Below are 17,876 nucleotides of genomic sequence, written 5' to 3' on the forward strand. Positions count from 1 at the left end.
AGCTAGGGCTCTTTTACCACCCGTGCCAGTACCGCGACCGAAATCGTGCCGGCCCCCGCCCGGCGCGCGGCCCGCGCCGCGGCCGTCAGCGTGGCGCCAGAGGTCATCACGTCGTCCACGATCAGCACCGCGCGCCCCGCCATCCGCGCACCCCGCCGCGGATGCGGACGGATCGCCCCCGAGAGCGCCTGGAAGCGGGCGCGCCTGGTCTCGTTCTCCATCTTCGGGTGGCGGTGGGTGCGTTGCAGCGCGTCCGGCAGGTAGTCCACCTCCAGGTGCCGCGCGATCAGCCGCCCCAGCAGGGCCGCCTGGTTGTAGCGCCGCGTCACGAGGCGCGACCAATGCAGCGGGATCGGCACCACCAGCGTGTCCGCCCCGACCTTTCCCCGCAGCCGTTCCGCGATCCAGCCCGCCGCGGGCACCGCAAGATCGCTGCGGTCATTGTGCTTGAGCCCCAGTACCATCGCCCGCCCCTTGCCCGCATATTCCAGGACCGCGCACCCCCGATCCCAGGGCGGCGGCGCGGCAAGGCAATCGTCGCACTGGTTCGCCCCCAGCCCGTCTTCCGTTCCCATAAGCGGCGCGCCGCAAAGGTCGCAGACGAGGCCGTGGATGAAATGCGTTTCCGACCAGCAGGCCCCGCAGAGGCCGTTTTCGTCGGCGACCGGCTCCGCGCAGCCGACGCAGGTCGCGGGATAGATCGCCCGGATCGCCGTTTGCAAGTTCATCGTCACCCCTTACATGCGCACCATGCAGACCCTGACCGACACCGCAGCCCTGGCCCGTAACCGCGCGCGCGCGACGGTGGATTTCCTCCACCAGCGCGCCCGCGACGACCTTCAGGAGAGACTGGAAGAGGTTAACAGGACGTTTACGTCTGCCGCCCTCGTCACGCCGCGCCCCTCCCTGTGGCAAGGCTTCCCCGCCGCCCGCACCGTCCCCGACGCCGAGACGCTGGACCTTGCCCCCGGCGCGCATGATCTGTTGATCCACGACCTGTCCCTGCACTGGGCGAACGACCTCGTGGGTCAACTGGTCCAGTCCCGCCGGGCGCTGGCCCCGGACGGGCTGTTCCTGGCCACGCTCTTCGGCGGCCAGACCCTCAACGAGCTGCGCGTGGCCCTCGCGCAGGCGGAAACCCACGTGACCGGCGGCCTTTCGCCGCGCGTGGCCCCCATGGCCGAGATCCGCGACCTGGGCGGGTTGCTGCAACGGGCGGGCCTGGCCCTGCCGGTGGCCGACAGCGACACGGTCCGCGTCAGCTACCCCGACCTGCCCGCGCTCATGCGCGACCTGCGTGCCATGGGCGAGGGCAACGCGCTCGACGCCCGCCTGCGCCGGCCCACGCGGGCCGCGGTCCTGCGGCACGCGGCGGAGATCTATGCCGAACACTTCACCGGACCCGACGGCCGCCTGACCGCCACCTTCGAGATCATCACCCTGACCGGCTGGGCCCCCTCTGCCGATCAGCCGCAGCCGCTGCGCCCCGGGTCGGCCACCGCCCGGCTTGCGGACGCATTGGGCACGACGGAGAACCCCCGCGACATCCCACAAGATTGACGCTGCGGCCAAAGCGGTTATCTGGGTTGCGTCCCGGCCACGCAGGAGCTTCCCATGTCCGACGCCACCGTCCAAGCGCGCCCCGCGACCTGCCCCGTGCATGCGCCCGCGGACCATCCGAAGGTCGAACCGGCCCGCGTGGGCATCCTGCTTGCCAACCTCGGCACGCCGGACGGCACCGACTACTGGTCGATGCGCCGCTACCTGAACGAGTTCCTGTCCGACAAGCGCGTCGTCGATTACTCCGCCTGGAAATGGCAACCGCTCCTGCAACTGGTGATCCTGTCCAGGCGTCCCTTCACCTCGGGCGCGGCCTACCGCTCGATCTGGAACACCGAGGCCGATGAATCCCCCCTCCTGACGATCACCAAGGAGCAGACCGAGGCGATCCGGGCCGAAATGCGCGACCGCTACGGCGACAACGTCCGGGTCGATTTCTGCATGCGCTACGGCAACCCCTCGACCGCCTCCAAGGTGCGCGAGATGGTGGAGGCGGGCTGCCAGAAGATCCTCTTCTTCCCGCTCTACCCGCATTACGCGGGCGCGACTTCCGCCACCGCCAACGACCAGTTCTTCCGCGCCCTGATGAAGGAGAAGTGGCAGCCCATCGCCCGCGTGGTTGAGCCCTACTTCGCCGATCCCGCTTACATCGACGCACTCGCCCAGTCGATCGAGACCGCCTACGCCAAGCTCGAAAAGAAGCCCGAAAAGCTGATCTGCAGCTATCACGGCGTGCCCGAGCGCTACCTGCGCGAAGGCGATCCCTACCACTGCCAGTGCCAGAAGACGACGCGCCTGCTGAAGGAGCGTCTCGGCTGGAACGACACCCAGATCGTCACCACCTTCCAGTCCCGCTTCGGACCGGAGGAATGGCTCAAGCCCTACACGGTCGAGGAAGTGGCGCGGCTGGCGCAGGAGGACGGCGTGAAGAACATCGCCGTCTGCGCGCCCGCCTTCAGCGCCGACTGCATCGAGACGCTCGAAGAGATCAACGAGGAGATCCGCGAAAGCTTCGAGGAGGCGGGCGGCGAACACTTCACCTATATCCCCTGCCTCAACGCGGACGCCGCGCATATCCACGCGCTCTGCGGCGTGATCGATCGGAACCTGACCGGCTGGATCGACCAGTGAGGCTTATCCGCGGATAAGAAAGCGTTAAAATACAGTTAATTACCGGGCGCGCCCGGACCGAGGTTCCGATGTCCATCGCCCCGCACCGCCAAGTCTTCGCGTCCTTCGCGATCTACGCCTTCTGCCTTGGGCAGCTCTTCACCCGGCTGCCGTCCGTGAAGGAGGCCATGGGCGTGGGCGAAGGGGCGCTGGGCCTGGCACTCATCGGGGCGTCGGTGGGGACGATGGTGGCGCTGACGCTGGGCAGCCCGGTCATCAACCGTTTCGGTCACAAAAGGGTGATGATCGGCGCGCTCATGGCGATGCCGGTGTTCTATGCCATCGCGATCCATGCGCCGGGGCCGGGAATGCTCTTCGTCCTTCTCTTGCCCGCGGGCGTCACGCTGGGCCTGACGGAGATCATCGTCAACGTCGAAGCCGACCGGACAGAGGCACGGATGGGCCGCCGGATCATGAACCGGGCCCACGCCTTCTGGTCCTTCGGCTTCTTCGGCGCGGGCCTCTTCGGCGCGGGCATGGCGCAGGCCGGCGTGCCGCCCGCCCTTCACATGGCGCTGGTCATCCCCCTTGCCTGGGGCGCGCTCTGGCTCTTGTTGCGCAATTTCGAACCGGCGCCGAAGCGCGGCACCGACAGCTCGACCGAGGCGCCGATGATCGCGCGCCCGACCCTGCCGATCCTGGCCCTGGTGGGCGTCAGCATCTCGGCCATGGTGCTGGAGGGCGGTTCGCTCGACTGGTCGGCGATCTACATGCTTGAAAGCTTCGACACCGCCCCGGTCTTCGGCGGGTTGGCCGTGGCCACCGTAGCACTGAGCCAGGCGCTGGTGCGCTACCGCGCGGATCGGCTGATCGACCGGTTCCAGCCCGTCCCCGTGGCCCGGGCGATGCAGGCGGCAATGGCGCTGGGGGTGGTCTTCGTCTTCTTCGCGCCCGCCCCACTCGTGGCCCTGCTGGGCTTCGCGCTGATCGGCGGCGGCACGGCGACGCTCTTTCCGCTGGCGATCTCGGCCGCGGCGCAGCGCACCGACCGGCCCGCCGCCCTCAACGTCGCAGCCCTTGCGCAGTTCAGCTTCGTGGCCTTCCTGCTTGGCCCGCCGCTTCTGGGCTATATCGCCGAGCACGCGGGCCTGCACTGGGTCTGGGGCATCAGCCTGCCGCTGATCGCGCTCTCGCTGGCCCTCTCGAGCCGCCTCGCCCCGGCCGCGGAAGAGCCGTCCCCTGCTTCTTCTGGCTGAAAATATCCGCCCCGCCGGCGAGGCGTCCCGCACCCACCGTTTGCGGTGCCGGTTGAAACGGAAGCGGACCGCAAGCGATCAGTGGCGGCGTCATGGAGGGCGGGACGCATCCCGCCCCTGAGATCAAAGAACGACGACCTGCGTGCCGACCTGCGTCATCGAGAACAGCTCGGCGATGTGCTCGTTGTAGAGACCGATGCAGCCGTTCGACGACCGCCGCCCGATCTTGCGCGTGTCGTGGGTGCCGTGGATCCGGTAATACTGCCAGGTCAGCCAAAGCGCATGGGTGCCCAGCGGGTTGTCCGGGCCCGGGCCGATGAAGTCGGGCCAGTCGGGGTTGCGCTCCTTCATCGAGGGCGTCGGCGCCCAGGAGGGGCCGTCGACCTTCTTGATGATCTCGGTCTTGCCGCGGCGGGTCAGATCCTCGGTCAGCGGAACGGAGGTCGGGTAGAGCTTGTAGATCTGCTGGTCCTCGGACCAGTAGTGCAGCGCGCGGCTTTGCAGGTCGACCAGGATCGCCCCGCCCGCCAGCGTGTCGAAATGCGGACGCCAGTCCATCGCGCGGAAGCTGGCGACGTTGCGCACCACGGCGCTGCCGCCGCGGATGTTGGTCTCCATCTCGGTGCTGTTCGCCTGCGCCAGCGCGGGGCTGGCCAGAAGCGCCGCACCGGAGGCCAGAAGGCCGCGACGGGTCATGGTGGAATTGGTCATGCTCGGTCCCAACGTATCGTTCGAGATTTCTTTTGCACCCGATAGCCTCCCGCGATCCAGTGGGGCAATTCAAAAGCGCGTGCGATGGGCGAAGAGGCGCTTATGCCGTGTTTGATCCGCATCATCCGTGCTGCTAACAGGATGCGACGCACAAAGGACGCCTCCATGCACCGACGCCTTGCCCTGACCGGCCTTGCCGCCCTGATCCTGACCGCCTGTGGCGCACCGCGCGGGCGAATCGGTCCGGACGGGTTGCCCTTGCCCACTGTCTACCGGATCCAGCCGGGCGACACCGACGACATCCAGTTCCGCATGCTCGACAGCGTGAATTCGCTGCGCCAGGTCGCGGGCGCCCCCCCGGTGGAGCTCGACGCCTCGCTCACCGCCGCGGCGATGACCCACGCGCGTGACATGCAGGCGCAGAACCGGCCTTGGCTCTTCGGCTCGGACGGGTCCTCCCCGATCGAGCGGGGACGGCGGGCGGGCTTCCGCGGCGAGGTCCTGGGCGAGAACATCTCGGAATCCTACGAGACCGAGCTCGAGACGCTGGCCGCCTGGATGCGACAGGAGGACACCCGTCGCGTGGTCCTAGATCCCGCCGCCCGCTACATGGGGCTGGGATGGAGCCAGGAAGCCGCAGGCAAGCTGTGGTGGTCGATGACGATGGGCTCTGCCGCGGCCCCGGTGCAGACCGCGGCCTTCACGCCTGCGATCACGAACTAGGTGGTTTGCGTGGCGGGGGCCGCCCCCGCCGCGCATCTCAGGTATAGATGAAGATCGGCGTGCCGTTCTTGACCATCGCGAAGATGTCTTCCATCTCCTCGTTGGTCACGGCGATGCAGCCCCAGGTCCAATCGGGCTTGCCCAGGAATTCCTTCGGCGTGCCGTGAATGAAGATGTCGCCTCCCGGCTCCTGCCCCATCTGCTGGGCCACTTCGATATCGCGCGAATTGGGATAGGAAATCCCGATCGACAGGTGAAACCGGCTGTTGGGATTGCGGCGGTCGATGCGGTAGGCGCCCTCGGGCGTGCGCCCGTCGCCCGAGAATTGCTTGTGCCCTTCGGGGGTGAAGCCCATCTGCATGTCGTATTGCGCGAGCATCCTGTTGCCGCTGAGCAGTTGCAGCACGCGTTGGGCCTTGAAGACCTGAACGCGCGTGACTGGCGGGCCAGTGTAGATCTTGAACCGCGACGGCTGCGGTGCGCAGGCGGTCGTCAGCGCGGCGAGCGCGCCGAAGGTCGCGAAACGTCGGGAAATCTTCATGCTTCTGTCCTCAAGACCGACCCGTCTGCGCGGGTTCGGTCCCCCTTCTACAACATCCGGCCATCTGCGCATAGAGGGGTCGCGCGCTGCCTTCAGCCCCGTGTCACTCTGGCCACCAACTCCGTGTGAGGCGACCAGCGGAACTGGTCGACGACCTTTACCCAATCAATGGTAAACCCCGCGTTAACAAGCACCGCCACGTCGCGCCCGAAAGTCACGGGGTTGCAGGACACCATCGCGATGGTCTGGATGCTCGAACGCGCCAGCGTGGCCACCTGCGCCTCCGCCCCGGCGCGCGGCGGGTCGATCACGGCGGCGTCGAACCGGTTCAGCTCGTCGGGCTCCAACGGGCGGCGGAAGAGGTCGCGCACCTCCGTCGTGATCCGCTTGAGACCCTGCGCGCGGCGCCAGCCCTGGTCCAGCGCGTCGAGCATCGCGGCCTCTCCTTCGACCGCGTGGATCTCCGCCCGCTGCGACAACGGCAGGCTGAAGGTGCCGCAGCCGGCGAAAAGGTCCACGACACGAGCGGCATCGCCCAGGATTTCGGTCACGGCGTCCCGCAAGGCAGCCTCGCCTTCGGCGGTCGCCTGCAGGAACGCCCCGGCGGGGGGCACGACCCGGGCGGGCCCGAAGACCTGGCCGGGCGGGTGGATCATGGCAATGGGATCTTCGCCCCAGGACAGGCGGGCAAGGCCATGGGTCTGCGCGAAGACGGCAAGGTCGAGGCGCAACTGGTCGGTGAGAGGCTGCTCGCTGTCGACGCGCACATCCAGCCCCGCGTCGCTTTCGGTGACCGTCAGCGCAACCTCGCCCCGGCGCGAGGCGGCGAGGACGGTCAGCGCCTCCAGCATGGGAAGCGCGGCGGTCAGCCTTGGCGTCACGAGCTGGCAGTCCGGCACCGCGACGAGCGTATCCGATCCGCGCGCGTGAAAGCCCACCAGCGCGCCCTTCTTGGTGCGGCGCCCCGCGAACTTGGCGCGCCTGCGCGACCGGGGCGGCGAGGTATGCAAGCCTCGAAACGGCGGCGTCAGACCGTGGGCCGACAGCGCACGTTCGACGATGCCCTGCTTGAACCCGGCGACGAAGGGGTCCGAGGCATGCTGCAACGCACAGCCGCCGCAGCCCCTGTAGTGCCGGCACGGCGGGGCCACCCGCTGGTCCGATGGCGTCAGAATCTGCGCCGAGCCGTCCGGTCGCAGCGCGATCTCCTCCCCCGGCAGTGTCCGCGGGACCAATGTCCCGTCGCTCGCCCGGCCTGCGCCGAGATGGGTCAGCGCCTCGATCCTCATTCGGCGGCCTCTGTCGCAAGGAAGCCGCCCGATTGACGGTTCCAGTAGCGCGCATAGACGCCGTCCTGCGCCAGAAGGCTGTCGTGGTCGCCTTCCTCGACAATACGCCCGTCCTCCATCACGACGATCCGGTCCATCTGGCGCAGGGTCGAAAGCCGGTGCGCGATGGCGATCACGGTCTTGCCTTCCATCACGTTGTCGAGCGCGGACTGGATCGCGGCCTCGACCTCGGAGTCGAGCGCGGAGGTCGCCTCGTCGAGCACCAGGATCGGCGCGTCCTTGAGGATCGCGCGGGCGATGGCGATGCGCTGGCGTTGCCCGCCAGACAGCTTCACGCCCCGCTCGCCCAGGTGCGCGTCGTAGCCGGTGCGGCCCGCGTGGTCCCGCAGATCGGGAATGAAGCCCGACGCCTCGGCCCGTTCGGCCGCTTCATGAAGCGCATCGGTATCGGCCTCGGGGTTGCCGTAGCCGATGTTCTCCCGCGCGGAGCGGTTGAACATCGAGGTTTCCTGCGTGACCATCCCGATCTCGCGCCGCAGGCTTTCCTGCGTGACGTCGCGCAGGTCCTGCCCGTCGATCGACACGCGACCCTGTTCGGTATCGTAGAGCCGCAACAGCAGCGCCACGAGCGTGGACTTGCCCGCACCGGAGGCCCCGACGAGGCCCAGCTTCTCTCCCCCCTTGATGTCGAGCGACACGCCGCGCAGGCCGCCCTGCCCGCCGCCGTAGGTGAAGGTCACGTCCTCGAAGGTGATACGGCCGTCGGTCAGCTGCAACGGCACGGCGTGGCGCCTGTCGGCCAGCGCATGCGGCGGAGAGAGGGTCTGGACCGCGTCCTCGATTTCTCCGACGTTGCCGTACATGGCCATCAGCGTGAAGCTGACCCAGCCGGTCATCTGGCTCAGCCGCAGGCCGATGGTGCCGGCGATGGCGATATCGCCCGCGGTGCCCGTGCCTTGCGTCCACAAAACCAGCGTAGTGCCCACCAGAAGGATCGGCAGCGTGCCCGCCAGCGCCATCAAGAAGACCCGGAACCAGACGCTGACCCAGCCGTAATCCAGCGACGCCGCGCGGAACTTGTCCATCGCCCCGATCGCGGCGCGGTCCTCGTGGTCGGCATGGGCGAAGAGCTTGACCGTCTTGATGTTGGTGATCGTGTCCACGACCTGCCCGCTGACCATCGCCCGGCTTGCCGCCCGCGACTTGGAGGTCGCCCGGATCCGCGGCATGAAACCCCGGATGAGCCCGATGTAGGCTGCGAGCCACAGCGCCAGCAGCAAGGCCGACCACAGGTCGATCGAGGTCAAAAGCAGCACCGACCCCACCACGGAGGCCAGCGCGTAAAGCACGGTCTGCACGAAATCGACGGCCACGTCGGTGGTGGCACGGGCGGCCTGCATCTGCTTCTGGCTGATCCGACCGGCGAAATCGTTGTCGAAGAAGGTCACCGCCTGCCCCAGCGTGTGCCGATGCAGGCGCGACAACACCAGCGTGTAGATCCCCGGGGCCATGACCACCACGTTCAGCATCGCCGACAGGCCCAGCGTGACGGGTCGCGCGATCACGAAGAAGGCCACCACCGCGATCAGCAGGATCGCGTTGTCGCCGAAGAACCCCGTCGCCTCCGACGCGAGAGCGGCGTCGATGACCCGGCCCAGGATCAGGGCCGAGATCACCTCCAGCACGCCGGCGGCGATGGCCAGCACCGATCCCAGGCCAAGCGCCTTTCCGGTGCCCGCCAAGGCCCAGCGCAGGAAGGCCGCCAACGTGTTCGGTGGCGGACCGCCTGCCGGGGCGAAGGGGTCGATCATCTCGTGCGGGCTCATGCGTCCTGTCCCAGAAATCCGCCCGATTGACGGGCCCAGAACCGGGCATATAGCCCGTCTTGCGCCAAAAGCGCCTCGTGCGTGCCATCCTTGACGATCCGGCCCTGGTCCATGACCACGATCCGGTCCATCTGTGTCAGCGTCGACAGCCGGTGCGCGATGGCGATGACCGTCTTTCCGTCCATCATCGTCTCGAGCGAGGCCTGGATCGCCGCCTCCACTTCGGAATCGAGCGCGGAGGTCGCCTCGTCCAGCACCAGGATCGGCGCGTCCTTGAGGATCACCCGGGCCAGCGCGATCCGCTGCCGCTGCCCGCCGGAGAGTTTCACGCCGCGTTCACCGACCAGCGCATCGTAGCCGGTGCGCCCTTCGCTGTCGGTCAAAGCAAGGATGAAGTCATGCGCCTCCGCCTGCCGGGTGGCGGCGAGCATCTGCGCCTCGGTCGCGTCGGGCCGACCGTAGAGGACATTCTCGCGCACCGAGCGATGCAGCAGGGAACTGTCCTGCTGGACCATCCCCACCGCCTGCCGCAGGGCGTGCTGCGTCACGGTCGAGATGTCCTGTCCGTCGATTTCGATGCGACCCTGTTCGGCGTCGTAGAACCGCAAGAGCAGCTTGATCAGGGTCGACTTGCCCGCGCCGGAGGCGCCGACGACCCCCAGCTTCTGGCCCGCGGGGATGGTCAGGTCGATGCGTTCCAGCCCGCCCTTGCGCTGGCCGTAGTGGTGGGCCAGCCCCTCGATGCGGATCTCGCCCCGGTCGACCTTCAGCGGCGGTGCACCCGCGGCGTCGGTCAGGGTGACGGGATCGGCGATCGTCTCCATCCCTTCGCGGATCACGCCCACGTCGCGAAACATCTCGGAGATTGCGAAGATCACCCAGCCGCTCATGCTGGTCAGGCGCAGCACGAGCGCCGCGGCCGCGGCTACGACACCGACGCTGGCACTGCCTTGCGTCCACAAGAGAAGCGCCCAGCCGACGACGCCGACCACCAGCACACCGGCAAGCGTGAAAAGCCCGATGTCCATGATCGAGTAGATCCGCATCTCGCGCTGGACGGTGCGTCGGGTATCCTCCACCCCGTCGCGGGCGTAGGCCAGTTCCGTCGCGGGGTCGGAGAACATCTTGACCGAATGGATGTTGGTATAGGCGTCCACCACCCGTCCCGTGAGGGCCGAGCGTGCGTTGGAGGCCGCTTCGGACGCGGGCGAGACGCGCCCGATGGCCCAGCGCAGCAGGGCGAGGTAGGGCACGAGCCAGACCAGCAGCGGTATCAGCAGGCGCGGGTCGGCCTGTGCCAGCAGCACGACCGCGCCCAGGATGAAGGCCACGAAGTAGGACACCGCCTCGAAGGCCTTCGACACCAGCCCGACCACGGACATGGGCGTCTGCATGACCCGGTTGGACAGACGGCCCGCGAAATCCTCCTCGAACCAGCCGATGGGCTGTCGCATCACGTGCCGGTGCCCGCGCCAGCGTCCCAGCGCGCCAAGGTTCGGCACGATGGTCTGGAACAGGAGCAACGTCTGCGAGGCCTGGATCACCGGCTTGAGCAACAGGAAGAACAGCGCCGCCAGTGCCAGTTCCAGGCCATGATCGGCAACGAACGCCTGCGGCCCTTTCTCGAGCAGATCCACGAGCCGCCCGAGGTAGGCGACCATGCCGACCTCTATGAAGGCGACCGCCGCGGTGGAGATCAGCGTCCAGACGAAGACCTTCCGGAAGGGCTGCAACTGTTCGCGCAGGAACGGGATCAGCCGTCGCGGCGGGGCGTCGCGTTCGGGGTAATCGACGAAGGGATCGACCAGGTTTTCGAAAAGGCGGAACATGGGGCATAGTCCTGAAGGTTGCCCGTTGTTTCTGCCCCTTCCGCGAGGGGTTCAACCCCCGTGGATCAGCGCCTCTCGGTCGAGTGAGAAGCCCGAGGCGATCCAGGCCGCCTCCGCCGCGCGCAGGGCCTGGCCCAGCGCGGGGCCCTTGAGGGTGGGCATGAAATCGGCGGCGGTGACGGGAAGGGTCTGCGTGGCACCCATCCGGGCCTGCGCGATGTCTTCCGGATCGACCGGCTGGCCCAAGCTCGCGGCCAGGATCGCCAGCTTGTCGATGGCGACCTCGGCCCCCAGCCGGTAGCCCATTTCGGCCGCGGGCGCGGGGTCGGTGGAGAGTGCCTCCAGCCGTTTCGCCTGCGCCTTGCTGAGCCGCAGCCGGTCCGTATCCCCGCCGAGGGCCGCCAGCCGCCGCAAGGGCTTTGGTGCCAGTCCGGCCTCCTGTTCGAGGTGGACCAGCACCGTCAGCACGTCGGGGGCCGCGCCGGTGAGAACGCGCATCAGCACCCCGCTTGTGCCCATCGCCGCCAAGGCGGGGGCCGGATCGGGGGCCGCGAGCAGTTTCAGCATCTCGGCGGTGACGCGCTCGGCCGACAACCCGTCGAGCCCGTCCGCCCAAGCGGCGCAGGCGGCCAGCCCGTCGCGGTCGATCCCCAGCGCCGGGGCACCGTACCAGGCAGTGAAGCGAAAGAAGCGCAGGATGCGCAGGTAATCCTCCGTGATGCGCCGTTCGGGATCGCCCACGAAGCGGACGTGTCCCGCTTTCGCGTCGGGCAGACCGCCGAGCGGATCCTCCACCGTGCCATCGGGGGCGGCGTAGAGCGCGTTCATGGTGAAATCGCGCCGCGCCGCGTCCTGTGCCAGGTCGTCGGTGAAGGCCACGGTGGCGTGCCGCCCGTCAGTGTCCACGTCGCGGCGCAGGGTCGTGACCTCGAAGGGGCGGCCTTCGGCGATCACGGTGACGGTGCCGTGGTCGATGCCCGTGGGGACGGATTTCAGCCCCGCCGTGCGGGCCAGGGCGATGATGCGTTCGGGCGCGGCATCGGTCGTCAGGTCGAGGTCCGAGACCTCCCGCCCCAGCAGCGCGTTGCGCACGCAGCCGCCCACGAACCAAAGCCGATGGCCTTCCGCCGTCAGCGCGTCGCAGACCGCCCGGGTGGCGGGGTCGAACAGCCAGGGGGCGTCCAGTTTCATGCCATGCGCTCCGCGAGGGCGCGCAGGATCCGCGCGCTGGCGCCCCAGATGTAATAGGGGCCGTAAGGGACCGTGTAATAGTGTCGAAGGCTGCCCCGCCAGGCGCGGCTTTGCACCACGAAGCGGGCGGGATCGGTGACATGGGCCAGCGGGACGGTGAAGACCTCCGACACTTCGCCCCATTCGGCGCGCGGCGTGTAGGGCCCCTCGATCAGGCCGATCACCGGGGTCATGTGAAACCCCGTGACCGTCTCATGCGGGGGCATCTGTCCCAGAACCCGCACGCAGGCGGGATCGAGGCCCACCTCCTCCCGCGCCTCGCGCAGGGCGCAGGCGGTGACGTCGGCGTCCGTGATTTCCAGCTTGCCGCCGGGAAAGGCGACTTGGCCCGGGTGATGCTTCAGCGCGGGCGAGCGTTTCGTCAGCACCACCGTCTCACGCCCGGGGTCCACGGCGATCAGCACACCCGCCTGCCGAAGGGTCTGACCGGGGGAGGCCACCTCGGGGTTGAGGTCGAAATCGGTCGAGGGCCGGCCCGCCCGGGCCAGCGCCTGCGTCAGCCGGGATTCGAGATCAGGCCTCGCCATCGGCGTTATCGGCCGCGCCTTCGGCTTCGAAGCCGAGGGTGCTGGGGTCGAACTCGTAATGCGCGCCGCAGAACTGGCAGTCGGCGGTGACCTTGCCGTCCTCGGTGGTCATCGTGCCGATGTCCTTGGCCGAGTAGATCGACAGCGACTGCCGCACGCGGTCGGCGGAGCAGGTGCAGCCGAAGACCACGGGCTGGGCGTCGTAGACCCGCGGGCGTTCCTCGTGGAAGAGACGCACCAGCAGGTCCGTCGGCTGGACCGTGGGGCCGATCAGCTCGATCTCTTCCACGGTGTCGAGCAGCGTGTTGGCCCGGGTCCAGTTCTCGCCCTCGTCCTCGGACAGGATGTCCTCGGCAGCCAGCAGACCGTCCTCGCCAGACCCGCCTTCACCGCTCGCGAAGGGAGAGGCCTTGGGCATGTGCTGCAGCATGACTCCGCCCGCCCGCCAGCGCGACGCCTCCCCCGCCTGCTGGCTTTGCCCGAAGGTCAGCGCGAAGCGGGTGGGGATCTGCTCGGACTGGGCGAAGTAGGTCTCGGCACAGCGGGACAGGCTCTCGCCGGTCAGCGGCGTGATCCCCTGGTAAGGGGCGGTGCCGGTGCCCTGATCGATCAGGATCGCGAAATACCCGTCGCCCACCTGGCTGAAGGGGTCGGCCTGCGGGTCCAGCCGTTCGGCATCGAAGCTGGCGTAGGCGCGGATGCGGGCCGGCTGGCCTTCTTCCGTGGGGCCATAGTAATCCATGGCGATCAGCCGGGCAGGCCCCGAGGAGCGGACCTGCAGCGACAGCTTCCACCGCAGCTTCATGGTCTGGCCGATGAGCGCGGTCAGAAGCGCCATCTCGGCCACCAGGGCCTCGATCTGGGCGGGATAGTCGTGCTGTTTCAGCACGTTGTCCAACACGCCGTCCAGCCGCGCCACGCGACCCCGGATGTCGGAGGCGTCGAGCGTGAAGGGCAGGACCGTGTCGTCCCAGGCGATCTGCGCGCCTATGGTCATGGGGTTTCCTCGAAGCTGGGAATTGGGCATACCGGGTCCATATAGGCAAGCATGGCACAGGTCCAAGGGGGCGTCGATGATCCGCAGGTTTGGCGACACGCCCCGAAAGGGCGTGACCTACGGCCAGCGCAGTGGCGTCTACGCTATCCTGATGCGGCGCGGGCAGATGCTGGCGACCTGGCAAGGTGCCCCGCATTTCGAGTTGCAACTGCCCGGCGGCGGCATCGACCCGGGCGAGCATCCCCTGACTGCGCTCCACCGCGAGGTCTACGAGGAAACCGGCTGGCGCATCGCCTCCCCGCGCCGGTTGGGCGCCTTCCGGCGGTTCACCTGGATGCCGGAATACGAACGCCACGCGATGAAGGTCTGCACCGTCTACCTCGCACGGCCCGTCCTGCCGCTTGGACCCCCGACGGAGCCCAAGCACACCGCCGTCTGGCTCGATCCCGCGGATGCGGTGCGGATGCTGGCGAACGACGGGGACGCCGACATGCTCGCCCGGGTCCTCCACCTTGCCTAAAGCCGCGTTTCACAGTATCGCGCGGCCTGATTGAACAGCTGCAAAGGCCCGTGCCCATGTCCGTTCCCAAGAAAGTCGTGCTTGCCTACTCGGGCGGTCTCGACACCTCGATCATCCTCAAGTGGCTCAAGTCGGAATACGGGTGCGAGGTCGTGACCTTCACCGCCGACCTCGGCCAGGGCGAGGAGCTGGAGCCCGCGCGCCGCAAGGCCGAGGACATGGGGGCGGCCTCGATCTACATCGAGGACCTGCGCGAGGAATTCGTGCGCGACTTCGTCTTCCCCATGTTCCGGGCCAACGCGCTTTACGAAGGGCTCTACCTGCTGGGCACCTCCATCGCGCGGCCGCTCATTTCCAAGCGGCTGGTCGAGATCGCGGAGGCCGAGGGCGCCGACGCCGTGGCCCATGGGGCCACCGGCAAGGGCAACGACCAGGTCCGGTTCGAGATCGCGGCCTACGCGCTGAACCCCGACATCAAGGTCATCGCCCCCTGGCGCGAGTGGGATCTGACGAGCCGCACCAAGCTGCTGGAATTTGCGGAAGCCCACCAGATCCCCGTCGCCAAGGACAAGCGCGGCGAGGCGCCGTTCAGCGTGGACGCGAACCTGCTGCACACCTCCTCCGAAGGGAAGGTGCTGGAGGATCCCGCGCAGGAAGCGCCCGATTACGTCTACCAGCGCACCGTCTCGCCAGAGGACGCGCCGAACGAGCCGCAGATGGTCGAGATCACCTTCGAGCGCGGCGACGCCGTGGCCATCGACGGCCAGGAGATGTCACCGGCCGAAATCCTGACCAAGCTCAACGAGCTGGGCGGCGCGCACGGCGTAGGGCGGCTGGACCTTGTCGAAAACCGCTTCGTAGGCATGAAATCCCGCGGCATCTACGAGACCCCAGGCGGCACGATCCTGCTGGAAGCGCACCGCGGGATCGAGCAGATCACGCTGGATTCCGGCGCGGGCCACCTCAAGGACAGCATCATGCCCCGCTATGCGGAGCTGATCTACAACGGCTTCTGGTTCAGCCCCGAGCGCGAGATGCTGCAAGCATTGATCGACAAGAGCCAGGAACACGTGCAGGGCACGGTTCGCGTGAAGCTCTACAAGGGATCGGTCACGACCGTCGCGCGCTGGTCGGATGCCTCGCTCTATTCCGAGGCGCATGTCACCTTCGAGGATGACGCCGGCGCCTACGACCAGACCGACGCCCAGGGTTTCATCCAGCTCAACGCGCTGCGGCTGAAGCTGCTGGCGGCGCGCGCGCGGCGGCTGAAGTAAATCCATCGCCCGGACATGAAACGACCCGCCGCGCAACGCGTGACGGGTCGATCCAAACGATTACTCGTTAACATCCGGGCGAACACATGCCCGGATTTCGCTTACTCGGCGGTGATGACGGTCATCACCAGTTCGCCGTCGGGACGGACGGGGCCGTCCTCGGTCGCGCCGAGCGTATATTCGAAGACACCGGTCTCGTTGCCGCCTTCCTCGCCGTGCACCATCAGCATCAGCATGTCACCGGAGGCGACCTCTTCTTGCAGGATGGCGACGACATCGGTGTTTTCACCGGCACGGAGCGGGGCGTAGCCGACGACGGGGCCGGGGGCCATTTCCGCGTCGGTGCGGTGGACGACCAGCCAGCCGTTCTGGGCAGCGGTGACCATGTCGGCGCTGACGACACCGCCCGAAACGTCCTGGTCGGAGGCGGTCACGTCATCTGCCATCGCGTGAGCGGCGGCAAAGGCGGAGCCAGCGGTCAGCATGGCGGCGGCGGTCGCGGCGTAGAAGGTTTTCATCGTAGAAACTCCCTGTTTCTGTTGGTCTTGCCTGATACACGACGCGTCGCGGGAAAGAGTTTCAGCTTTTTTTAAGACGTTTCGAAAAAAGTCTCTCATAGGCGGGCAAGGCCCTTCGCGCGAGATCGGCGGCTTCGTCCATGAGGGGCGGCATCGGTCCTTCGGGACCCGCGAAGCCGGTGCTGTCGTGGACGGCACCGTACCAATGCGCGGCCCAGACGCCGTCGTCGGGATGCCCGCCACGTGGCCAGGCCAGCATGTCGGCGTCGAAGGGCAGCTCGATCGCGGTACAGAGGGTCCGCAGCATCCCCTCGGGGTCGTCGCGGATGTCGGCGCTGTCGATGACCAGGCCGCCGATCCGGTCGTGAAGCGCGGCCTGCGCCGCGAACCCGATGTCGGCATCGGTGACGGTGTCGCGTTTTTCCCCGTAGCTCGCGATCACCCGGGCGGGGTGGCGGATGAGGTGGACGTTGACGCACCCCTCCGCCCAGTCTGTCGGCATGCCCTCCATGTGGTGCGCCATGTGCTTCATGTAGAAATGCGGCTTGCCGCGCGGGACGGGCCCGGCGCAACGGGCGGCGATGGCCTGCGGGTCGGTCTCGTGCGCTGCGGTGATCTCCTCCGACATCGGATGGTCGGCTCTCGTGCGCGCGAGGTAGGCGGCGTAGAACGGCTCGTCCCAGACGGCGAAGTCGGAGCGCGCGCCGAAGGCATACATCATCGCGGTCGACAGGTTCCGCGGGCCGGACCACATGGCGATCTTCATTGGCCGGCCCCCGAAGACCGGATCGTCCCGCATTCCCGGCGCGCAAGCGCCCGCCTTGACCTCGCCCTCGGGAGGGGCGACATCGGACCAGCGGCAGGGTGTGCGGCCTCGATGCCTTGAAATGCAACCGATGGCGAGGGCTGCACGGCCCTCCCGAGGTCGTGGCGGGCGCTCTCGCGCCTCAGGCTAGGCCTGCGCATCGACAAGGGCCTTGTAGAGCGCGCGGATGCGCTTGGTCATCGGTCCCAGCTCTCCACTCCCGATCTGGCGTCCGTCGATCGTGCCCACCGGCGTCTGCGCGCCGAAGGTGCCGGTCAGGAACGCCTCGTCCGCGCCGTAGGTGTCCACGAGGCTGTAATTCCGCTCGAAGACCTCGATCCCGTCGTCGCGGGCCACGTCGATGACCTTCTGACGCGTAATCCCGTTCATGCAGTAATCCCCGGTGCTGGTCCAAAGCTGGCCGCGGCGCACGATGAAGAAGTTGCAGGCGTTGGTCGTGTTCACGAAGCCGTGAACGTCAAGCATCAGCGCCTCGTCCGCGCCCGCCTTCTGGGCCGCGATGCAGGCAAGGATGCAGTTCAGCTTGGAATGGGAGTTCAGCTTGGGGTCCTGCGTCATCGGCAGGCCCCGCTGGTGCGGCACGGTGGCAAGGTTGATCGGACGCGGGATCGACGGGGTGGAATGTTCCATGATGATCACCACCGTCGGCCCCTGCCGCGACAGGGAGGGGTGCTGGAAGGGCCGCGTCTTGATCCCCCGCGTGACCATCAGGCGGGCATGGGCGTCGGTGGTCATGTCGTTGGCGGCGCGCGTCTCCTCCAACGCGGCCACCACCCCGGCACGGTCCATGCCGATATCCAGATCGATGGCCTTCGCCGCCTCGAACAGCCGGTCGAGGTGTTCGTCGAGGAACGCCCAGCGCCCGTCGTAAAGCCGCAGCCCCTCCCAAACGCCGTCGCCCAGCATAAAGCCGCTGTCGTAGACGCTGACCAGCGCCTCGGCCCGCGGCTTGAGGTTGCCGTTCACCCAGATGCGGATCGTCTCGTTGCGGGCGTCCTCGGCGGATTGGTGGGTAGAGACGTCGGTCATGGGGTCCTCGGGTTGGTCACCGTGACGCTAGGTCTGCCCGCGCCGGGGGTAAAGACCGCGTGAGGCCGGACCGCGGGATTTGATCGCGC

The 17,876-nt window shown here is 68.0% G+C and carries 18 protein-coding genes; 6 read left to right on the plus strand and 12 right to left on the minus strand.

What is annotated here, in order from left to right; genetic code table 11:
- Positions 1–2: 2 nt before the first annotated feature.
- The gene (locus EU805_RS02090) at positions 3–728 is read right to left on the minus strand and encodes a double zinc ribbon domain-containing protein (RefSeq protein WP_129762286.1); all 726 of its coding nucleotides are present in this window, start codon (positions 726–728) and stop codon (positions 3–5) included.
- Between the two features lie 13 nt (positions 729–741).
- Between EU805_RS02090 and EU805_RS02095 the strand changes: the two genes are divergently transcribed.
- The 3 genes from EU805_RS02095 to EU805_RS02105 all read left to right on the plus strand — a co-directional run bounded on the left by EU805_RS02095 (position 742) and on the right by EU805_RS02105 (position 3,926).
- Positions 742–1,560 carry an SAM-dependent methyltransferase gene (locus tag EU805_RS02095; protein WP_129762287.1) on the plus strand — a complete coding sequence of 273 codons (819 nt, stop codon included), beginning with the start codon at positions 742–744 and terminating at the stop codon, positions 1,558–1,560.
- A 54-nt stretch (positions 1,561–1,614) separates the two neighbouring features.
- Positions 1,615–2,691 (plus strand): ferrochelatase, encoded by a 1,077-nt coding sequence (gene hemH, locus EU805_RS02100; RefSeq protein WP_129762288.1) that lies wholly within the window; start codon positions 1,615–1,617, stop codon positions 2,689–2,691.
- A gap of 68 nt (positions 2,692–2,759) precedes the next feature.
- Positions 2,760–3,926, plus strand: coding sequence for an MFS transporter (locus EU805_RS02105; protein WP_129762289.1), 1,167 nt, complete (start codon positions 2,760–2,762; stop codon positions 3,924–3,926).
- 123 nt (positions 3,927–4,049) lie between these two features.
- Here the strand turns inward: EU805_RS02105 and EU805_RS02110 are convergent, their stop codons facing one another.
- Positions 4,050–4,637, minus strand: a complete 588-nt coding sequence (locus EU805_RS02110) for a L,D-transpeptidase (protein ID WP_129762290.1) — start codon at positions 4,635–4,637, stop codon at positions 4,050–4,052.
- Between the two features lie 165 nt (positions 4,638–4,802).
- On the opposite strand from EU805_RS02110, the gene EU805_RS02115 reads away from it, so the two are divergent.
- The gene (locus EU805_RS02115) at positions 4,803–5,360 is read left to right on the plus strand and encodes a CAP domain-containing protein (RefSeq protein WP_129762291.1); all 558 of its coding nucleotides are present in this window, start codon (positions 4,803–4,805) and stop codon (positions 5,358–5,360) included.
- 37 nt (positions 5,361–5,397) lie between these two features.
- On the opposite strand, the gene EU805_RS02120 is transcribed toward EU805_RS02115, so the two are convergent.
- The 7 genes from EU805_RS02120 to EU805_RS02150 form a co-directional block, all read right to left on the minus strand.
- The gene (locus EU805_RS02120; RefSeq protein ID WP_129762292.1) at positions 5,398–5,901 is read right to left on the minus strand and encodes a murein L,D-transpeptidase family protein; all 504 of its coding nucleotides are present in this window, start codon (positions 5,899–5,901) and stop codon (positions 5,398–5,400) included.
- A gap of 92 nt (positions 5,902–5,993) precedes the next feature.
- Complete coding sequence (locus tag EU805_RS02125) at positions 5,994–7,190, minus strand: class I SAM-dependent RNA methyltransferase (RefSeq protein WP_129762293.1); 1,197 nt, start codon at positions 7,188–7,190, stop codon at positions 5,994–5,996.
- The gene (locus tag EU805_RS02130) at positions 7,187–9,016 is read right to left on the minus strand and encodes an ABC transporter ATP-binding protein (RefSeq protein ID WP_129762294.1); all 1,830 of its coding nucleotides are present in this window, start codon (positions 9,014–9,016) and stop codon (positions 7,187–7,189) included. The genes EU805_RS02125 and EU805_RS02130 overlap by 4 nt, the downstream gene beginning before the upstream one ends.
- The gene (locus EU805_RS02135; RefSeq protein WP_129762295.1) at positions 9,013–10,845 is read right to left on the minus strand and encodes an ABC transporter ATP-binding protein; all 1,833 of its coding nucleotides are present in this window, start codon (positions 10,843–10,845) and stop codon (positions 9,013–9,015) included. Before EU805_RS02135 ends, EU805_RS02130 begins: the two co-directional genes overlap by 4 nt.
- Positions 10,846–10,896: 51 nt before the next feature.
- Positions 10,897–12,036: a CCA tRNA nucleotidyltransferase gene (locus tag EU805_RS02140; protein ID WP_129762296.1), complete on the minus strand. Its 1,140-nt coding sequence runs from the start codon at positions 12,034–12,036 to the stop codon at positions 10,897–10,899.
- Positions 12,033–12,623: a CoA pyrophosphatase gene (locus EU805_RS02145; RefSeq protein ID WP_129762297.1), complete on the minus strand. Its 591-nt coding sequence runs from the start codon at positions 12,621–12,623 to the stop codon at positions 12,033–12,035. Before EU805_RS02145 ends, EU805_RS02140 begins: the two co-directional genes overlap by 4 nt.
- Positions 12,610–13,620, minus strand: a complete 1,011-nt coding sequence (locus tag EU805_RS02150; protein WP_129762298.1) for an Hsp33 family molecular chaperone HslO — start codon at positions 13,618–13,620, stop codon at positions 12,610–12,612. Before EU805_RS02150 ends, EU805_RS02145 begins: the two co-directional genes overlap by 14 nt.
- Positions 13,621–13,696: 76 nt before the next feature.
- On the opposite strand from EU805_RS02150, the gene EU805_RS02155 reads away from it, so the two are divergent.
- Both EU805_RS02155 and EU805_RS02160 read left to right on the plus strand, forming a co-directional pair.
- Positions 13,697–14,140, plus strand: a complete 444-nt coding sequence (locus tag EU805_RS02155; protein WP_129762299.1) for an NUDIX domain-containing protein — start codon at positions 13,697–13,699, stop codon at positions 14,138–14,140.
- 56 nt (positions 14,141–14,196) lie between these two features.
- Positions 14,197–15,414: an argininosuccinate synthase gene (locus tag EU805_RS02160; protein ID WP_129762300.1), complete on the plus strand. Its 1,218-nt coding sequence runs from the start codon at positions 14,197–14,199 to the stop codon at positions 15,412–15,414.
- A gap of 101 nt (positions 15,415–15,515) precedes the next feature.
- On the opposite strand, the gene EU805_RS02165 is transcribed toward EU805_RS02160, so the two are convergent.
- The 3 genes from EU805_RS02165 to EU805_RS02175 all read right to left on the minus strand — a co-directional run bounded on the left by EU805_RS02165 (position 15,516) and on the right by EU805_RS02175 (position 17,787).
- On the minus strand, positions 15,516–15,932 hold the full coding sequence (locus tag EU805_RS02165; protein WP_129762301.1) for a hypothetical protein: 417 nt from the start codon (positions 15,930–15,932) through the stop codon (positions 15,516–15,518).
- Between the two features lie 61 nt (positions 15,933–15,993).
- Positions 15,994–16,698: an HAD family hydrolase gene (locus EU805_RS02170; protein WP_129762302.1), complete on the minus strand. Its 705-nt coding sequence runs from the start codon at positions 16,696–16,698 to the stop codon at positions 15,994–15,996.
- 186 nt (positions 16,699–16,884) lie between these two features.
- Positions 16,885–17,787, minus strand: a complete 903-nt coding sequence (locus tag EU805_RS02175; protein WP_129762303.1) for a D-amino acid aminotransferase — start codon at positions 17,785–17,787, stop codon at positions 16,885–16,887.
- Between the last annotated feature and the right edge of the window lie 89 nt (positions 17,788–17,876).

It is taken from the genome of Salipiger sp. IMCC34102, from assembly GCF_004145405.1.
Classification (GTDB): Bacteria; Pseudomonadota; Alphaproteobacteria; order Rhodobacterales; family Rhodobacteraceae; genus Loktanella.